Source organism: Streptomyces sp. NPDC039462 (assembly GCF_055639375.1).
Window position 1 is genome coordinate 2,138,650 of the sequence record NZ_JBVKAO010000001.1, and the last position, 16,513, is coordinate 2,155,162.

The following is a 16,513-nucleotide window of genomic DNA, read 5'->3' on the forward strand; positions in this document are numbered from 1 at the left end:
TCTCCCCCGGCTGTCACCCTATCGGGGCCAAGGATTGGCAAAATCACGCCGGGGCGGGGCCGCCCCGAAGGACCGTCTCGACCGAGTCCGCCTCGTCGGGAGACTTGTCCTCGCGGTAGCGCACGACCCGGGCGAAGCGGAGCGTGACGCCCGCCGGGTAGCGGGTGGACTTCTGGAGTCCGTCGTAGGCGATCTCCACGACCAGTTCGGGCCGCACCGTCACGACGTAACCGTTCTCCTCGACCGCCAGCTCCTGGAGGCGCTCGGTCTGCCAGGCGAGCATCGCGTCCGTCATCCCCTTGAACGTCTTGCCCAGCATGGCGAACGTGCCGTCGGGCCGACGTGCGCCCAGGTGCAGGTTGGAGAGCTTGCCGGTGCGGCGGCCGTGGCCCCACTCGGCGGCCAGGACGACCAGGTCGAGGGTGTGGACGGGTTTGACCTTCAGCCAGGAGGCACCCCGGCGGCCCGCGCTGTAGGGAGCGTCGAGCCCTTTCAGTACGACCCCTTCGTGGCCGCGCCCCAGCGTCGCCTCGAAGAACTCCTGGGCCTCGCCGCGCTGCCGCTCGTCGGCCGGGTCCGCCACGAGCGTGCGCCGCACCCGCATCGGCTCGGGCACCAGCGCCGCCAGTTCCGCGTGGCGCTCGGTGAACGGTAGGTCGAGCAGGTCACGACCGGCCACGGACAGGGCGTCGAAGAAGACGGGGGAGAGCGGCAGCCCGGCCGCCGCCGTCGACACGTCGACGCGTGAACCGACGCGCCCCGCGATCTCCTGGAACGGCCGCGGCCGCCCGTCGGCGTCCAGCGCGATGACCTCGCCGTCCAGGATGAAGTGCGACCCCTCCAGACCGAGGGCCGCGGAGGTCAGCTCGGGGAGCCGGTCGGTGATGTCGTCCAGGGTGCGGGTGTAGACGCGTACGGCGTCCCCGTCCCGGTGGACCTGCACGCGGATGCCGTCCAGCTTCTCCTCGACCGCGCACGCCCCCAGCTTGTCGATGCCCTCCGCGACCGAGGCAGCGCTGTGCGCCAGCATCGGCAGGACCGGGCGGCCCACGGTCAGCCGGAACTCGTCCAGGGCCGCCGCCCCGTCCGCCAGCAGCGCCTGGGCGACCGGGGCCACGGAACCGGCGAGCATCACCGAACGCCGCACGGCGTCCGCCGGGGTCCCCGTGGCGAGCGCGAGCCCCTCGACCGCCACCGCGTCCAGCGCCCCCTGCCGGACCTCGCCGGTCAGCAGCCCGAGCAGGAACCGCTGCTCGTCGGCGGTCGCGGCGCCCATCAACTCGCCGACGAGACGCTTGCGTTCGGCCTGCGACCCGGCGCCCGCCACCGAACCGATCGAGGTGAGCGCCGCGTCCACTCCGCGTACCGTGAGCGTCGCCTCGGCGGCGGGCGGCACCGTGTGCTTGAGCGTGCTCCAGCCGATGCCGAGCCGGCCCTGGGGCAGCCGGCCCGACAGATAGGGGATGGCGATCGGCACGTCGTCCGGCTCCGCGGCCCGGAACAACTCGGCGAGCAGGGCGATCTTCCGGGACCGCGCCGAGGTGGCGGCCACTTCCTTGGACACGTGTGCGAGCCGGGCGAGCAGCATGAGGCCATCCTGCATCGCGACGGGGCGTGGCGCATGGCCGGACACGGCGCCCGACCGCACACGCAGAGTCACTCCGCCCCGGGCTCGAAGTCCTCGGTGTCCTCGGTGAAATAGCTGTCGTGCCGGATACGGAACTCCTTGAGCTCTTCGGCGCCGCGCCGCGCCACTTCCGCGACCTGCTCGAAGTACTCCTCGCGAGGGGCGCCGGGGGAGAACAGCATCAGCATGGACGTGGGCTCGTCGGTCACGTTCTTGAAGGCGTGCAGGCCGCCGACGGGGACGTACAGGAAGTCGCCCTCGCGGCCCGTCACCCACTTCTCGCCGTTGTAGAGCTCCAACTGGCCGGAGAGGATGTAGAAGGACTCCGACATGGCCTTGTGGAAGTGCGTCTTGGCTCCCGCGGACCGCGGAGCCAACTCCGACTTGTAGAGCCCGAATTCGCCGCCGGTCGACTCATGGGTGGCGAGGTAGTGCGTGGCCCCGCCCGGCGAGGAGATGTCCGGCGGGGTGTCGGCCGTACGGAAGGACGCGTTCACCTCGCCCTTGGTGCCGTGGTAGCGGGGCGGGGGGTACGAGAGGTTGTTCGGGTAAGACATGACGCACTCCAGTGCCGGGGGCCCACCGGGCGGCGGACCTTCACCTGCATGCTCGTCCCGGCGCCTGCGGGGCGGTATCCGGCCGGAGGTCGATCTTGTGACGGGGCGGGGAGGAGGACTGGGGGCTGGGGGGACGAGGACCGGCGACCTAGGACTGCGGGCTCGGTCGAGACCGGGGCCCCCACCTCCGGCACACTCCGCCATATGGGTACCCGCCTGGCGGCCGGAAACCCTTGGCTCAAGAAAACGACCGGTGGAGGAAGGCGGAAGGCGGTGCCCGCGCCAGCGAAGTGGTCCGGCACATCGTGGTGCACGACGTGCCCGGTGGACGGTTTGACACGGCGGACAGTGCCGGCCCAGGGGGCCACTATGTCCGGGGAGTGCCCGGCCGCCCACATGTCGCTGTGGGACCCATGGATCAAGAGCGTCGGGCAGGCCGCATGGACCGTCGCCCGGCGGCTCACCAACGGCGGGGCTGGTGATGTGACCGGAAGTATCCGCCGAGCTGGGACTACCCATGCCAGGGCGGAAGTTCAGCGGCGGTGACGATGCTGCGGACACCCAGGTTCGCCCGCTGGGCCGGGGCGGTCTGATCGACGACGACGGAGCAGCCGGCCCACTGCCCGCCGCACTCCTCAACCATCGACCGGACGGCCGACGCCTGGCTGTCCGTCTCGATCCAGTCGTCGACCAGCAACACTCGGTCCCCGGGGCCTACCGCAGTCCGTTGCAGACGCAGCTCCTGACGCGTGCCCCGGTAGTCGGGCTCGCTGCGTCGGGTGGCCTTCTCTCCCGGCAAGAGCCCGTCCCGCTTACGCACTGGCAAGAAACCGACGCCCAGTTCCACGGCCGCTGCCGCTCCGAGCAGGAACCCCCGCGACTCGACCCCACAGATCACCGTGACGTCGCCGTCCCTGAACGGGCAGATCAGCTCGTGGACAATCGTGGCGAGCGCCACGGAGTCACGGAAGATCCGCCAGACGTCTGCGTGGCCCTCGATCCACCGGAAGTGCTCAAGGGCGAGGGTGCGTGCGGAAGACGTCATGATCGAGAGTCTGCGGATGAATCAGGCGCTCAGGCAACCGGATTCCACGGGGCCGCCGGGTGGCTGCTCATCGGCATCGGCATCGGCGTCGCTGCGGTTGCCTGGCCGGGGTCCGCCCGCCCCGTCACACGGCGTGGAAGTTCTTGGCGGCGGGAAAGATGACGCGGGTGCAGCCGCGCCGGGTGGTGATGTCGTCGACGTAGGCGTGGAACAGGGAATTCAGCGCCTTGTGGCCGAGGATGTTGTCGTACAAGAAGTCGACGGTAAGGGTGTGCAGGGCGGGCTTGCCGTCGCAGATGGAGGATGCCCACCATATGCCGTCCCCGCCTCCCGCCGTTCCCGGCTTGAGCCTCTTGTCGTCGCTTCTCTCCTGGAAGCCCACGGATCCTGCCTCAGCACCGAAGTAGGACATCGTGCGCAGCCACCAGGGCGAGCCTGTGAGTGCGTGCCGGGCGTACTCGCGCTGGTCGACGTCCAAGGTCTCGGCGATGGCTCGCACCTGGCTGGGGCCCACGGCCAGCAGGCATCCTTCGGCGGGGTTCGCACTGCGGGCGGGGACCGTGAGGGCGCGGTCGGGCAGTCGGGCCTGTCCCTGTTTCTTGGCCAGTCGGCCGGCCCAACGGCAGGAACCAGTGGCCGAGACGGCCGGGCGCAGCTTCGATGGGGCCGGGATCATCTGCTCGGGCAGAGCCGGTAGTTCGGTTCGACAGTTGATCCGTTGGGTGAGCTGCTGCGTGGCCGAGCGAGCGAGGCGAGCCAGGCGCCGGCGGTCATCGGCGGAGACTTCCGGGTAGAGAGCCACGGCGGTGACATTCAGCAGTTTCGGCGCCGCTCGGCCGCTGCCGAGGCCGCACTCGGCACGAACCGTGGTGCGGAAGTTCGTGTACGAGCCCAGCCTGCCGTCGCCCAGCGGCCACTCTTCGGGTTTGCGGTCGGCGACCGCGGTGACGTCGCGCTTCGGGCGTCCCCCTTCGCGAGTGAAGAACGGGGAGCCCTTGTCGCCGATCTTGTTGACCGGCTCGGAGTCATCACTGCTCCTGACGATCAGCCGGAACAGTTCGGCGGGCCTGTGCGAGCCACTCACCCTGTAGACGGTGCAGGCGCTGGGCAGATGCCGCACGTCGAGCCGATAATCGTTGTCGTCGTCGGACTGCGCCCGCATCATGCCGCCCTGCAAATCCATCACCTGTGCCCCCGAAACCAGGTGGTCGCAGGCCGCGGCGATGTCGCGTTCGCCGGCAGATCGGTCGCGGAAGTCGTCGATGGTCAGCCAGCCCGCGTACAGGCTCAGCCCGATCCCGCCGACGGCCATCGTCAGCCACAGCCGGCGCCGGCCCGCACCCGTCATGGTTTTCCCCCGCCGCTCCCGTTCACGGCAACTGCCGTGCCGATCACCGAGCTTAGGGGCCTCGTGCCCGCCTCCGCGCCGAGATCGTCGGCGATCAGGCGTGGGGAGTGAGTGGGCACGCGTAGGCCGCGTGGCTGATGTTTCTCGGAGGCACGCGTGTACTCGCTTGTGGCGGGCACCCGACGGGCGTGTTGGTCGACTCCGCCGAGTTCGAGACTCCAGGTGCCAGATGTCCGGCCAATGAGAGAAGAGTGATGTAGGTCACATGGAAAATTCGACATCGTGGCGTAATACCGCCCCTCCCTGAGGGGTCATAAGGGCACAGGCGCCCGGAACCGCAAGACCGAGCACTGGAAACATCAGAAGTGGAGTCCGCTCATGGCCGTCACCCTCGAACAGCCCGCCCGTGCCCGTCTCGTCACCCCCGAGGGTCGTGAGCGTGCCCTGCCCGTGGTCCTGCGCTACTCGGCGGAGGATCCGCTGGCCGTCCAGATGACCTTCCCTTCGCAGGCCTCGCTCGATGGCGCGGAGGTCACGTGGATCTTCGCGCGGCAGCTCCTCGAGGAGGGCCTCACGGCGCCGGCGGGCAGCGGTGACGTGCATGTCTGGCCGTGCGGGAGGGCCCGCACGGTCCTGGAGTTCCACTCCCATCAGGGTCTCGCGCTGGTGCAGTTCGACAAGATCGCGCTGCGCCGTTTCCTGGTGCAGTCGTACGCCGTGGTGCCCGCGGGCGGCGAGAGCGAGGGAATCGACTTCGACGAGGGACTGTCGCGCCTGCTCGGCGGTGTCTGAGCGCTCCGCTGGACGTCAGTGGTACAGCGCGGGCCGCTGGGTCATCTCCACAGTCACCCGCGTGCAGGTGTTCAGCGCCGCGACGCCCGCCTCCGCGACGGCCGCGGCCGCGTACCCGTCCCACGCGCTCGGCCCCGTGACCCGGCCGTCCCGGGCGGCGGCGACCCACGCCCGCACCTCACGGTCGTACGCGTCGGCGAACCGGACCACGTAGTCCTGCGCGATCTCCTCGTGCGTGCGGCCCGCCGACCGGACGACCATCGTGTGCGCGTCGCCGAGCCGGGCGCTGCCGCGCTCGCAGACCGCCTCGCACGCCACCTCGTAACCGAATCCGCAGTTGACGAAGACCTCCACGTCGACGACGGCGCCCCCCGACGTCTCGAAGAGCACCAGCTGCGGGTCGAGCAGCCCGTTCGGGGCGTCCGCCGACGGCGTGGGCCGCACCGCCGTCACCGCGGTGATCTCCTGGCCGAGCAGCCACCGTGCCGCGTCGATCTCGTGGGAGACGGAGCTGCTGATCAGCATGGATGAGGTGAAGTGCGGGGGAGACGACACGTTCCGGTGACGGCAGTGCAGCAGCAGGGGACGGCCGAGGCGCCCGGAGTCGAGGAGCGTCTTCAGGGCCACGTACTCGGCGTCGTACCGGCGCATGAATCCGACCTGTATCAGCCTGCGTCCCAGCCGGGTCTCCGCCTCCACGACTCGCAGGGCCGAGGCGGAATCAGGGGTGAGGGGCTTCTCGCAGAGCACCGGGAGGCCGCGCGCGCACGCCGCGAGCAGCGCCTCCTCGTGCGCAGCCTCCGGCGATGCCACCAGGACCGCCTCCACCCCGGGAGCGCCGAGCGCCGCCGACGCCTCGCGGTGCACGGACACTCCCTCGCGTCCCGCCACCGCCGCCTCCGCCCGTGCCGTATCGGGATCCGCGACCGCGACCACGCGGGCCCCGCCCACCGTCTCGCCGATCCGCCGCACGTGATCGGCGCCCATGTGGCCCGCTCCCAGCACGGCCACCCCCAGCAGATCGCTCACCCCGAGCCCTCCCCGCGTCCGCGTACTGGACGACACCAGCCGCACCCGATCCACCTACACCCCCCACGTACCCCATGGATCCCGGGAGGCCGTCCTAGTCCACGGCGCGTTCGGGGTCCGTGCGTCGGGCCACCGTAGCCCTCCGGCGCCGGACTGTCCGCCGCCGGGCCGCCACGACACAGCCTGCGAGCAGGACGACGGAGCCCGCGACGACCAGCAGCACCGCCGGCCAGTCGGAGTCCCCCGGCTGCACGGCCAAGGCGGACTGTCCGGCCGCGTGCGCGGGACTCGCGGCCGGCGCCGTGCGGACCTTCTTCGGCGGCGGCTGCAGCGAGCCGACCGGCCGCACCTTCCCGGCCGCAGCGAACCCCCAGTCGAGCAGCGCCCTCGCCTCCTCGTACACGGCGCGCCCGCTTCCCCCTCTCGGGTTCATCACCGAGACGACGAGCGTGCGCCCGTCACGCTGGGCCGCGCTGATCAGCGTAGCGCCCGCGTGGCTGGTGTAACCGTTCTTGACGCCGAGCAGGCCCGGGTAGGGCGCCACGCCGTCGGCGCCGGTCAGCAGCCGGTTGGTGTTCTGGATGGGGTACGACCAGCCTCCCGCTGGGAAGTGCGCGACGCGGGTCGAGCAGTAGCGGGCGAACTCCGGGTCGGCGAGCCCGGCCCTGCCGAAGACCGCCAGGTCGTACGCCGACGAGACCTGCCCGGCGGCGTCGTAGCCGTCGGGCGACACCACGTGCGTGTCGTTCGCGCCCAGCTCGCGCGCCTTGGCCCGCATCTCCCGAACGGTCTTCTCCAGGCCACCGTTGAGACCCGCCAGAACGTGCACGGCGTCGTTCCCGGAGCTGAGGAACACGCCGCGCCACAGGTCGGCGACCCGGTAGGCGCGGCCCTCCGCCACGCCCACCATGCTGCTGCCCTCGCCCACCCCGTCCAGCTCGTGCTCCGCGACGACGTGCCGCAGCTCGGGGTCGAGCCGGGAGAGCGTCGACAGGGCGAAGAGGGACTTGAGCGTCGAGGCGGGCGGCAGCGGGCGGTGCGCGTCCCGTGCCGCGAGCACCTCTCCCGTACCGGCGTCTGCCACGAGCCACGCGCGGGCGGACACGTCGGCGGGCAGCGCGGGCGCGCCGAGGCCGGGCCTGACCTGGACACCGGGCCGGTCGAGCAGGGCGGACGAGTACGCGGGGAGCGGCCGCGGGGGCGCCGGTTCGGCCGGGACGTCCGAGGCGGCAACCGGTGAGGACAGGAGGACCAGAGCGCCGAGGGAGAGGGCCCCGGCGCGTACGGAGGAGGAGCGCGAAAGGTTCCTGATGACCATTCAGCCACCGTAGGAGCGCCGCCGGGAGTCCGCAGATCGGCTTGGCCCGGCTGGAGGTATCCCCGGACCGCCGCCCGGAGCGCCTGAACCGCCGGGACCCGAACCGCCAGGACCCGACCCGCCAGGACCCGAACCGCCGGGTGGACGCACCCGACGGTCCGGTCGTCCGGAGGTCAGTCAGGCCGGCAGGTGCTTCTCGACGGCCGCGACGAGCTCGGGGGCGTCGGGCTCGGTCTGGGGCGAGAAGCGGGCCACGACGTTGCCCGCCGGATCGATCAAGAACTTTTCGAAGTTCCACCGGATGTCGCCGGTGTGCCCCTCGGCGTCAGCCGTGCCCACGAGCTTCCCGTACAGCGGATGCCGCGCCTCGCCGTTGACGTCGACCTTCTCCGTCATCGGGAAGGTCACGCCGTACGTCGCCGAGCAGAACTCGGCGATCTCGTCGGAGGTGCCGGGCTCCTGCCCCATGAACTGGTTGCAGGGCACGCCGAGCACGCTGAAGCCCCGGCTCGCGTACTGCTCGTGGAGCCGCTCCAGACCCGCGTACTGCGGGGTGAGCCCGCACTTGGAGGCGACGTTGACGACCAGGACGGCCTTGCCCTCGTACTGGCGCAGGTCGGCGGGGCCGCCCTGCAGGCTTTCGATCTCTACCGCGTCGTAAACAGACATGGTGGCGAGCCTACGCCGACCGCGCGGAGTGGGTGAGTCCGATGCTGTCGGGGTCCGATTCCGTCGCCTACGTCTCGCGGTGCAGTCGGCCTCGCGCGACCAGTTCGACCGTGAGTGCCACGGCGATCGCCTGGACCGCCATCAGGGCGATCAGGACGAAGAGCTGGACGGCTCCGGCGAGTGCCGGGGACGCGCCGCCCAGGAGCATGCCGACGAAGGCGCCGGGCAGGGTGACGAGACCGACCGTGCGGGTCTGGTCGAGTCCGGGCAGCAGGGCGTCCGACGCGGCCCGGCCGATGACCTCGAGGCGTGCGTCGCGGTCGGGCAGGCCCAGGGCGATGCCGGCCTCGAACTCGCCGTACCGGGTGCGGAGTTCGTCGAGGGAGCGACGGCCCGCGAGGACCGTCGCGGTGAGCGCCCCGCCGATGAGGATGCCCGTCACGGGAATCATGGCGATGCCCTGTACGGGGAGCAGGCCCGCGAGGGTGAGGCCGGTCACCACGGGGGCGACGGGGCCCGCGATGGGGAGCGCCGCCCACCACCAGGTGCCGTTCGGGGTGATGCGACGGCCCGCGGTGCGCGTGGCCACGGCGAACATCAGGAGCAGGAAGGCGAAGAGCGCGGCCACGTGGTGCACGACCCAGGCGATCACCAGGGAGACGACGGCCAGTTGCGCGGTGGCGCGTACGCCAGCGATCAGGATCTCCCGCGCCCTGCCGCGCGAGCCGTCGGGTGCGAGCCGGCAGACGGCCGCCGTCGTCGCGGCGGCCAGCAGCAGCACGAGCAGGGCGACGGCGAGCGCCGTATTGACCGGCAGAAGGGCCTGGGCCGCGAGATTGCGCACGGGCTCACCCTAGATCGCGGGGGCCGTCTCTCCTGCGACTGCTCCACCTGCTGTATCACGGCGCTCGACCTGTAACGATGTGGTGGGAAAGACGTGTGGAGAAAGAAGGGCTGAAGTCATGGCGCAGCAGGTGCAGGGCGTGGTCGCGCGCGCGAAGGGCGAGCCGGTACGGATCGAGACGATCATCGTCCCGGATCCGGGCCCGGGAGAAGCCGTGGTGAAGGTCCAGGCGTGCGGGGTCTGTCACACCGACCTGCACTACCGGGAGGGCGGTATCAACGACGACTTCCCGTTCCTCCTCGGGCACGAGGCGGCGGGTGTCGTCGAGGCGGTGGGTGAGGGCGTCACCGAGGTCGCGCCCGGCGACTTCGTGATCCTCAACTGGCGCGCGGTGTGCGGCCAGTGCCGGGCGTGTCTGCGCGGCCGCCCCCAGTACTGCTTCGACACGCACAACGCGAAGCAGAAGATGACCCTGACCGACGGCACGGAGCTCTCCCCGGCGCTCGGCATCGGGGCCTTCGCGGAGAAGACCCTCGTCGCCGCCGGGCAGTGCACCAAGGTCGACCCGGCCGCCTCCCCGGCCGCGGCCGGACTCCTCGGCTGCGGAGTGATGGCGGGCATCGGCGCCGCCATCAACACCGGCGAGGTCGGCCGGGGCGACTCGGTCGCCGTCATCGGCTGCGGTGGCGTCGGCAACGCCGCCGTCGTGGGGGCCCGCCTCGCGGGAGCCGCGCGGATCATCGCCGTGGACATCGACGACAAGAAGCTGGAGACGGCGAAGGGCCTCGGCGCCACGCACACGGTCAACTCGCGCTCCGCCGACCCCGTCGAGGCGGTTCGCGAGCTGACCGGCGGCAACGGAGCCGACGTCGTCATCGAGGCGGTCGGCCGCCCGGAGACGTACGAGCAGGCCTTCTACGCCCGCGATCTGGCGGGCACGGTCGTCCTGGTCGGCGTCCCGACGCCGGAGATGAGGATCGAGCTGCCGCTGCTCGACGTCTTCGGGCGCGGCGGCGCGCTCAAGTCGAGCTGGTACGGCGACTGCCTGCCGTCCCGTGACTTCCCGATGCTCATCGACCTGTATCAGCAGGGGCGCCTGGACCTGGACGCGTTCGTCACGGAGACCATCGCGCTGGAGGACGTCGAGAAGGCCTTCGAGCGCATGCACCACGGCGACGTCCTCCGTTCGGTGGTGATGTTCTGATGGCGGCCGAAACCACGGCGGGCGCGTCCGGCGCGCGCGTCGACCACCTCGTGACGTCCGGGACCTTCTCGCTGGACGGCGGCACCTGGGACGTCGACAACAACGTGTGGATCGTGGGCGACGACAGCGAGTGCGTCGTCATCGACGCCGCGCACGACGCGGACGCCATCGCGGCCGCGGTGGGGGAGCGGCGGCTGGTCGCGATCGTCTGCACCCACGCCCATGACGACCACATCGACGCGGCCCCGGCGCTCGCGGCGCGCACGGGCGCGCCGATCCTGCTGCACCCGGCCGACACGGAGCTGTGGAAGCGGACCCATCCCGACCGTGCTCCGGACGGTGAGCTGTCCGACGGGCAGGAACTGGCCGTCGCGGGCACGACCTTGACCGTGCTGCACACGCCCGGCCACTGCCACGGCGCCGTGAGCCTGTACGCGCCCGGCCTCGGCACGGTGTTCACCGGCGACACGCTGTTCGCCGGCGGTCCCGGTGCGACGGGCCGTTCCTTCAGCGACTTCCCGACGATCGTGGAGTCCATCAAGGAGCGGCTGCTGACGCTGCCACCCGAGACGGTGGTGCGGACCGGACACGGCGACAGCACCACGGTGGGCGCCGAGGCGCCGCACCTGGAGGAGTGGATCGCCAGGGGACACTGAACGGTGCGGAACGCTTAGTTCCGCCGACTGGCACCGACTGCCTCATGGCCCCGCGTGGTTCGCCGCGCGGGGCCATGAGGCGTACTGGCCCTGTTCCGCAATCTTCGATAAGTTAGGCAAGCCTTACCTAATGGAGGTTGAGAATGGGTGTCCGTCACAGCAGCAGCACGACCGTGCCCACAGCGGCGGCACGCGCGCGTTCCGTGCTTGCCACCGCGTGGTCCTGCGCGGTGACCACAGAGATCGGCAGGGACGAACTCGTGGGCGCGCACACCGTCACCGAGGACGGCAGGCTCCTGCTGTCACCGCCCGAGGACAGCGCGCTCGCCGCCGCCCTCATCTGCATGCCGCGCGGCGAACCGTCCACCATGGTCGAGTTCGCCGACGTGGCGCCGGTGCCGCTCAGGGACCGGATCCGCGCGCGGCTCTGGCTCTCGGGGACACTGGCGCACGACGGGGAGCACCTCGTCTTCGAGCCGACGTGCGCCGTGCTGCACGACTCCACCGGGGAACGCCAGGGAATCGAGCTCGACGAACTGGCCCTGACGGTCCCCGACCCGCTCGCCGAGGCGGAGTCACGCCTGCTCACCCACCTCGCCGACGCGCACCCGGACGCCGTCGAGCAGCTCACCCGCCTCATCAGCCCGGACAGCCTCCAGGGCGTGGTGCGCGTCCGCCCGCTCGCCATCGACCGGCACGGGATCTCGCTGCGCCTCGAACGCGCCCGCGGCCAGGCGGACGTCCGCCTCCCCTTCCACCAGCTCGTCGAGGACGTCACGCAGGTCACGGAGTGCATGCACGCACTCCTGATGAAGGCCCGCCTCTCAACCACGCGGCGCGGGCGGCCCGTCGGAGGCTGACCGCATCGACCGCAACGCCAGCACCAGCACCCCGATGTCGTCGAGCAGCACCGGATCGGGCAACAGATCGGTGGGCAGTACGAGATAGGCGACCGCGCCCCAGAAGACCCACTGCCGCTCGACGGGAAGCCCGGCTCTGCGCAGGGAGCGGCGGGTCCGGACGAGACGTACGAGCAACACGACCGCGACGGCGAGGGTCGCGGCGACCAGAACGGCGGCGCCGACAAGGAATACGGTCAGGTCCGTGCTCATACCCACGCACGGTAATCCAGTTGAGGTTCCGCGTCCCGCAGGGATGATGGCGTGGTGACAAAGCCGCCGAAGCTCATGCAGCCCTCCTCTTCTCTCGTGCCCACCGAGCCCGTCCCGCCCGTTCAGGCACTGATCATCGTCGACATGCAGTCCGCTTTCGTCGCCGGCGACGACGCCGTGCCCGACGCGGAGCGGCTCCTTGACCGGGTGACGGGTCTCCTGGCCGAGGCCCGCGAGAACGGCGCGCTCGTCGTCCAACTGCAGAACGACGGAGAGCCCGGCACCCCCGACGAGCCGGGTACCCCCGGCTGGGAGCTCCATCTGCCCGTCGACACCGAGCGGGGCGAGACCGTCGTGCGCAAGACCGTCGACGACGGCTTCGAGGACACCCGGCTCGAAGAACTGCTGCGCGACGCCGGTGTACGGGACCTGGCCGTCTGCGGCGTGATGTCGGAGATGTGCGTCAGGGCGACGGCCAGTACCGCCCTGGAGCTGGGCTTCCGCGTCGTCCTTCCCCACGACGCGCACGCGACGTACGACATCCCGGCCGCGGAGGGCATCAGCGACGTGGTGCCCGCGGCGACGGTGTCGCGCGTGGCGGAGTGGACCCTCGGCGACGAGGCCGAGATCGTCGCACGGGCGGCCGATGTGAGCTTCATGAAGCCGTAGCGGCGAGCACGGGCGCGGCCCGGGGGCATGGGCGCACGGCCGCCCGGGCCGACCGTGCGACCTGGTGTCAGTCGGCGGCAGGGCCCGAGGGTGAGTCCGCCTCCTGCCTCCGCCACCTCCAGTTCCAGAGCTCGAGCGCCCGGTGATCGTGCTCGAAACCCGGGCCGAGCGGCCCCACGCGCTCGTACGCCTCCTCGGTCCGCGGGTCGTCGCGGCGGGCGAGACCCCAGGCGGCCTCCAGGCGCACGAGCAGGTCGTCTTCGTCCAGCAGCGACAGCAGGGCCTCCGCGACGGCGGGCGCCTGGTCCCGGGACGCGGCCAGGGCCACCGCCGCCCCGCGGCGCGCGGCGGCGTCCGAGCTCTCGGCCATGGGGAGCAGCGCCCGGGTCACCTCGGGCCACAGGGCCTCGTCGTCCGCTCCCACCTCGCAGGCCCGGAGCCGCACTTCCACGTCCGGGTCGCGGGTGAGGGCGAGCACCGCGTCCCGCGCGGCCGGTGAACGCAGCCCGTCGTTCGTGACGAGGGTGTACGGCACCTCGCGGCGTACGCGGGGATCGGGGTGGCCCGCGTGACGGAGTCCGACGGCCTCCTGATCGGGGTGCTCGTACTCGGTGAGGGCGTTGAGGACGGTGGCCAGGACCGCGCTGTCCGTCTCTTCGGCGGCCCAGGCGATCAGGAGCTCGGTCTCCTTCTTCCCGTAGTGATGACGCCCGGGGTCGACGAACGAACGCAGCCGAAGGTAGTCCGCCACGAACCGCCGGTGCGCCGGGTCGTGATGGTGGCGGTGGGCGACCACGGCCGACCAGGTCTCATGGCTGCGGCGCCCGGCGAGGACCCAGCAGATCGCCGACCAGTCGGCGTGCTGCTCGTCCGGGTGCCGCACGGCGCGGGCGACCAGGTCGTCGACGGGGGTCAGGATGCGGAAGGCCCATTCGAGCGCGGTCAGGATGCCGCCGTGCCCGGCCCGTACGACGAGCCCGCCAAGGGAGACCTGGTCGACCCAGTCGTACTCGCCGTCCGCGACCCGCTCCGTGACCGCGGGCCCCACCGCGCCGGTCCTCCGCCGCAGCTCCTCCTCGACGCCCGTCTCGCACCAGCCCCGGGCCAGGGCGATGAACCGGTCCCGCGTGGCTTCCGGCAGCCGCAGCCGCGGCTCCGTGCCGAGGACGGCCGAGAAGACCGAGTATGAACCGCCGTCGATCGCGCGCCACAGCGGTGTGGTCCCGTCCGGAAGCACCCGGTCGGGATCGGCCCCGCCCTCCACGAGCACGTCGGCGACCGCCGCGTCGTACGCCGCCACGGCGAGCCCCAGCACCGACAGCCCGCTCGCGTCAACGGCGTCCACCATGTCCACCGCGTCCGGATCGGCCCCTTCTTCCAGCAACGCCCGTACCGCGTCGGCGTCCCCCGCCCGCACCGCCGAAACGAGCCGTACCCCGAGCCCGTCCTCCGCGTCCATCCACCCGCCCCCTTGTTCCGGCCTACGCCGTACGTGTGTACGAGGCTAGAGAGGCAGCGCGCACACCGCGACCGGTGAGGCGAACGGTGTGCCCGCGAGTCGGAGTGTGCCGGTGCGGGCGTCGACCTTGAAGACGCTCACCGAGCCCGACTTCTGGTTCGCGGTGAACAGCAGGCGCTGCGACGGGGAGAACGCGAGCTGGTGGGGGAAGTCACCCTCGACGGGAACCGTGTCGAGGAGCCGGAGGCGGGCGCCGGCGCGCTCGATGGCGTACCGGGTGATGCTGTTGTGCCCACGGTTGGCGAGGAAGGCGAAACGGCCCTCGCGCGTCACCACGATCTGCGCCGGATAGCTGGTGCCTTCCCCGGTGCCGGTCGGCTGCGGCCTGCCCGGGGTGAGGCGGCCGGTGGCGGGGTCGTACGCGCAGACGACGACCGTGTTGTCCAACTCGGCGGCGAGGTAGGCGAAGCGGCCCGAGGGGTGGAAGGTGAGGTGGCGCGGACCCGCGCCCGGCCGGAACGTCGCGTGCGAGACGCGGCGGAGCGTGCCCGCCTTCTCGTCGAGGCGGTAGGTGTACACCGTGTCGTTGCCGAGGTCGACGGCGAGGATGTGGCGGCCGTCCGGGGACGTGATGATCTGGTGGGCGTGCGGACCCTCCTGGCCGGGCCCCGGCGGCGGCGCGGAGTGCGTGACGAGGTCCGTCCGCTCACCCAGCGCGCCCGACGCCCCGATGGGGTGCACGGCCACACTGCCGGAGTTGTAGTTCGCGCTCAGCAACCAGTTCCCGCCGGGGTGCACGGAGAGGTGGCAGGGGCCCGCGCCGCCGGTGTCCCGCGTGCCGAGGACGTCGTGCTTGCCGGAGGAGGAGAGCGCGACGGCGGTCACGCCGCCCTTGTTCCGCTCGTTGACGGCGTAGAGCGTACGGCCTGAAGGGTGCAGCGCCAGGTATGAGGGGTCGGGGACGCCGGTGAGCGTCCCGGTTCCGGTGATGCGGCCCGTCACGTCGTCGTACGTCGCCAGGCCGATCCCCGAACCGCCGCCTTCCTGCGAGGTGTACGTCCCCAGGAACAACTGCCCCTCGCGGCGCGGCCGGTGGGCGGCCGAGGTGGCGGGGTCCTGGCGTACGCGGTCCCGGCGCTCCGGGCCCGCTGGGTCCGACGACGCGCAGGCCGACACCGACGACAGAGCTCCCGCGCCGGCAGCCCCCACGAGTGCGCCGATGAACCGCCGCCGCCCCGGGCTGCCGCTCCCGGAACCCGTGGCCGACCCTGTTCCGCTGTTCATGCCTGCACCTCGTGCGTCGGTGGTGACGGATGTGGCCAACACAGTGCCCGGTGTCCGAGGAAAGGGACAAGAGGCACCCACGTCGGCACGGGGCGCGCACCTGTTTGCCGTACGCCGAGAGTCATCACTCCGATACGGTGTGCGAGCGATTGTTGTCGAATGCCCGTAGACGTACAGGAGTTGCCGAGTGGACCACAGCCGTCTGATCAGGATCAGCACCGTCCTGGCCGCGTTCGGAGCAGCGGGCACCATGGCGGCCGCACCCTCCGCGAGCGCCACGGCCACCGCGACCGCCACCGCCGCACCGGCACCCCCGGTGGCCGCCGGTGCCGTGCACGAGCCGTGCACGGGGGAGTTCCGCGGTGACGCCCGCCTCGGCCCCGCCTGGCTCCCCAAGAAGTGGCAGCGGCCCGTCGGCCCGCTCCTGAAGGACTGGAAGCGGACGGGCAAGCTGTCGCCGAAGGCCTTCCTGAAGAAGTACTGGGAGGGGTCGGCCGACACGGGCAGCTGGAAGTACCCGCCCAACGACGGCTTCGAAACAATCAACGGCCACGTCGACAAGCACCCCGAACTCCTGGAGAAGGGCGAGGAGCTGGACCGCTTCGGCTCGGAGTACGGCGGGTACCTCGCGCCCGCCGGGGACTCCTACGCGAAGCGCGCGCTGCCTCCGCAGAACCTCAACACCCGCGACGCCGCGTTCGCCTGCGACTACCGCGTCTACGAGGTCAACAAGCCCTTCTACGTCTGGCAGGGCCGCATCGCCCCCTGGTTCGAGCAGCCCGGCCGCGGCCAGCAGATCAAGCTGGACCCGGTCTTCCTGGACCCGGGCGAGGGCCAGCGCCTCAACGTGAAGTGGCTCCTGGACCACGGGTACCTCGAGCCCGCGAACGACTGACGCCC

General features: G+C 71.6%; 17 protein-coding genes. 6 read left to right on the forward strand and 11 right to left on the reverse strand.

Going from position 1 to position 16,513, the window contains the following annotated elements:
* Positions 1 to 43: 43 nt before the first annotated feature.
* The 4 genes from ACZ7LU_RS08675 to ACZ7LU_RS08690 form a co-directional block, all read right to left on the reverse strand.
* A complete protein-coding gene (locus tag ACZ7LU_RS08675; RefSeq protein WP_471916164.1) occupies positions 44 to 1,588 on the reverse strand; it encodes an ATP-dependent DNA ligase in 1,545 nt (514 codons plus the stop codon).
* 68 nt (positions 1,589 to 1,656) lie between these two features.
* Complete coding sequence (locus ACZ7LU_RS08680; protein ID WP_471916165.1) at positions 1,657 to 2,184, reverse strand: cupin domain-containing protein; 528 nt, start codon at positions 2,182 to 2,184, stop codon at positions 1,657 to 1,659.
* 511 nt (positions 2,185 to 2,695) lie between these two features.
* Positions 2,696 to 3,229 carry a phosphoribosyltransferase gene (locus ACZ7LU_RS08685; RefSeq protein ID WP_471916166.1) on the reverse strand — a complete coding sequence of 178 codons (534 nt, stop codon included), beginning with the start codon at positions 3,227 to 3,229 and terminating at the stop codon, positions 2,696 to 2,698.
* Between the two features lie 124 nt (positions 3,230 to 3,353).
* Positions 3,354 to 4,541 carry a hypothetical protein gene (locus ACZ7LU_RS08690; protein ID WP_471916167.1) on the reverse strand — a complete coding sequence of 396 codons (1,188 nt, stop codon included), beginning with the start codon at positions 4,539 to 4,541 and terminating at the stop codon, positions 3,354 to 3,356.
* Between the two features lie 414 nt (positions 4,542 to 4,955).
* Between ACZ7LU_RS08690 and ACZ7LU_RS08695 the strand changes: the two genes are divergently transcribed.
* Positions 4,956 to 5,369: an SsgA family sporulation/cell division regulator gene (locus tag ACZ7LU_RS08695; protein WP_468084637.1), complete on the forward strand. Its 414-nt coding sequence runs from the start codon at positions 4,956 to 4,958 to the stop codon at positions 5,367 to 5,369.
* Between the two features lie 15 nt (positions 5,370 to 5,384).
* On the opposite strand, the gene ACZ7LU_RS08700 is transcribed toward ACZ7LU_RS08695, so the two are convergent.
* From ACZ7LU_RS08700 to ACZ7LU_RS08715, 4 genes are all read right to left on the reverse strand, one after another.
* Positions 5,385 to 6,398, reverse strand: coding sequence for a Gfo/Idh/MocA family protein (locus tag ACZ7LU_RS08700; protein WP_471916168.1), 1,014 nt, complete (start codon positions 6,396 to 6,398; stop codon positions 5,385 to 5,387).
* A 94-nt stretch (positions 6,399 to 6,492) separates the two neighbouring features.
* Positions 6,493 to 7,716, reverse strand: a complete 1,224-nt coding sequence (locus tag ACZ7LU_RS08705) for a D-alanyl-D-alanine carboxypeptidase family protein (RefSeq protein ID WP_468559740.1) — start codon at positions 7,714 to 7,716, stop codon at positions 6,493 to 6,495.
* A 177-nt stretch (positions 7,717 to 7,893) separates the two neighbouring features.
* Positions 7,894 to 8,385: a glutathione peroxidase gene (locus tag ACZ7LU_RS08710; RefSeq protein WP_468084640.1), complete on the reverse strand. Its 492-nt coding sequence runs from the start codon at positions 8,383 to 8,385 to the stop codon at positions 7,894 to 7,896.
* 67 nt (positions 8,386 to 8,452) lie between these two features.
* A complete protein-coding gene (locus ACZ7LU_RS08715; RefSeq protein ID WP_471110163.1) occupies positions 8,453 to 9,229 on the reverse strand; it encodes an ABC transporter permease in 777 nt (258 codons plus the stop codon).
* Positions 9,230 to 9,347: 118 nt separating this feature from the next.
* Here ACZ7LU_RS08715 and ACZ7LU_RS08720 point away from each other — a divergent pair, with 118 nt between their 5' ends.
* The 3 genes from ACZ7LU_RS08720 to ACZ7LU_RS08730 all read left to right on the forward strand — a co-directional run bounded on the left by ACZ7LU_RS08720 (position 9,348) and on the right by ACZ7LU_RS08730 (position 11,949).
* Complete coding sequence (locus ACZ7LU_RS08720) at positions 9,348 to 10,433, forward strand: S-(hydroxymethyl)mycothiol dehydrogenase (protein ID WP_471110160.1); 1,086 nt, start codon at positions 9,348 to 9,350, stop codon at positions 10,431 to 10,433.
* Positions 10,433 to 11,089 (forward strand): MBL fold metallo-hydrolase, encoded by a 657-nt coding sequence (locus tag ACZ7LU_RS08725; RefSeq protein WP_471916169.1) that lies wholly within the window; start codon positions 10,433 to 10,435, stop codon positions 11,087 to 11,089. The genes ACZ7LU_RS08720 and ACZ7LU_RS08725 overlap by 1 nt, the downstream gene beginning before the upstream one ends.
* Before the next feature lie 143 nt (positions 11,090 to 11,232).
* A complete protein-coding gene (locus tag ACZ7LU_RS08730) occupies positions 11,233 to 11,949 on the forward strand; it encodes a DUF2470 domain-containing protein (protein ID WP_468714247.1) in 717 nt (238 codons plus the stop codon).
* Here ACZ7LU_RS08730 and ACZ7LU_RS08735 read toward each other — a convergent pair.
* Complete coding sequence (locus ACZ7LU_RS08735; protein WP_471916170.1) at positions 11,914 to 12,201, reverse strand: YkvA family protein; 288 nt, start codon at positions 12,199 to 12,201, stop codon at positions 11,914 to 11,916. The genes ACZ7LU_RS08730 and ACZ7LU_RS08735 overlap by 36 nt on opposite strands.
* Before the next feature lie 75 nt (positions 12,202 to 12,276).
* Here ACZ7LU_RS08735 and ACZ7LU_RS08740 point away from each other — a divergent pair, with 75 nt between their 5' ends.
* Positions 12,277 to 12,870 (forward strand): cysteine hydrolase family protein, encoded by a 594-nt coding sequence (locus tag ACZ7LU_RS08740; RefSeq protein ID WP_471916512.1) that lies wholly within the window; start codon positions 12,277 to 12,279, stop codon positions 12,868 to 12,870.
* Between the two features lie 67 nt (positions 12,871 to 12,937).
* On the opposite strand, the gene ACZ7LU_RS08745 is transcribed toward ACZ7LU_RS08740, so the two are convergent.
* Together ACZ7LU_RS08745 and ACZ7LU_RS08750 are read right to left on the reverse strand one after the other, a co-directional pair.
* The gene (locus ACZ7LU_RS08745) at positions 12,938 to 14,329 is read right to left on the reverse strand and encodes a HEAT repeat domain-containing protein (protein WP_471916171.1); all 1,392 of its coding nucleotides are present in this window, start codon (positions 14,327 to 14,329) and stop codon (positions 12,938 to 12,940) included.
* A gap of 45 nt (positions 14,330 to 14,374) precedes the next feature.
* Positions 14,375 to 15,613, reverse strand: a complete 1,239-nt coding sequence (locus ACZ7LU_RS08750; RefSeq protein ID WP_471916172.1) for a lactonase family protein — start codon at positions 15,611 to 15,613, stop codon at positions 14,375 to 14,377.
* A 250-nt stretch (positions 15,614 to 15,863) separates the two neighbouring features.
* Here ACZ7LU_RS08750 and ACZ7LU_RS08755 point away from each other — a divergent pair, with 250 nt between their 5' ends.
* The gene (locus tag ACZ7LU_RS08755; RefSeq protein WP_471916513.1) at positions 15,864 to 16,508 is read left to right on the forward strand and encodes a TNT domain-containing protein; all 645 of its coding nucleotides are present in this window, start codon (positions 15,864 to 15,866) and stop codon (positions 16,506 to 16,508) included.
* The last annotated feature ends 5 nt before the right edge of the window (positions 16,509 to 16,513 follow it).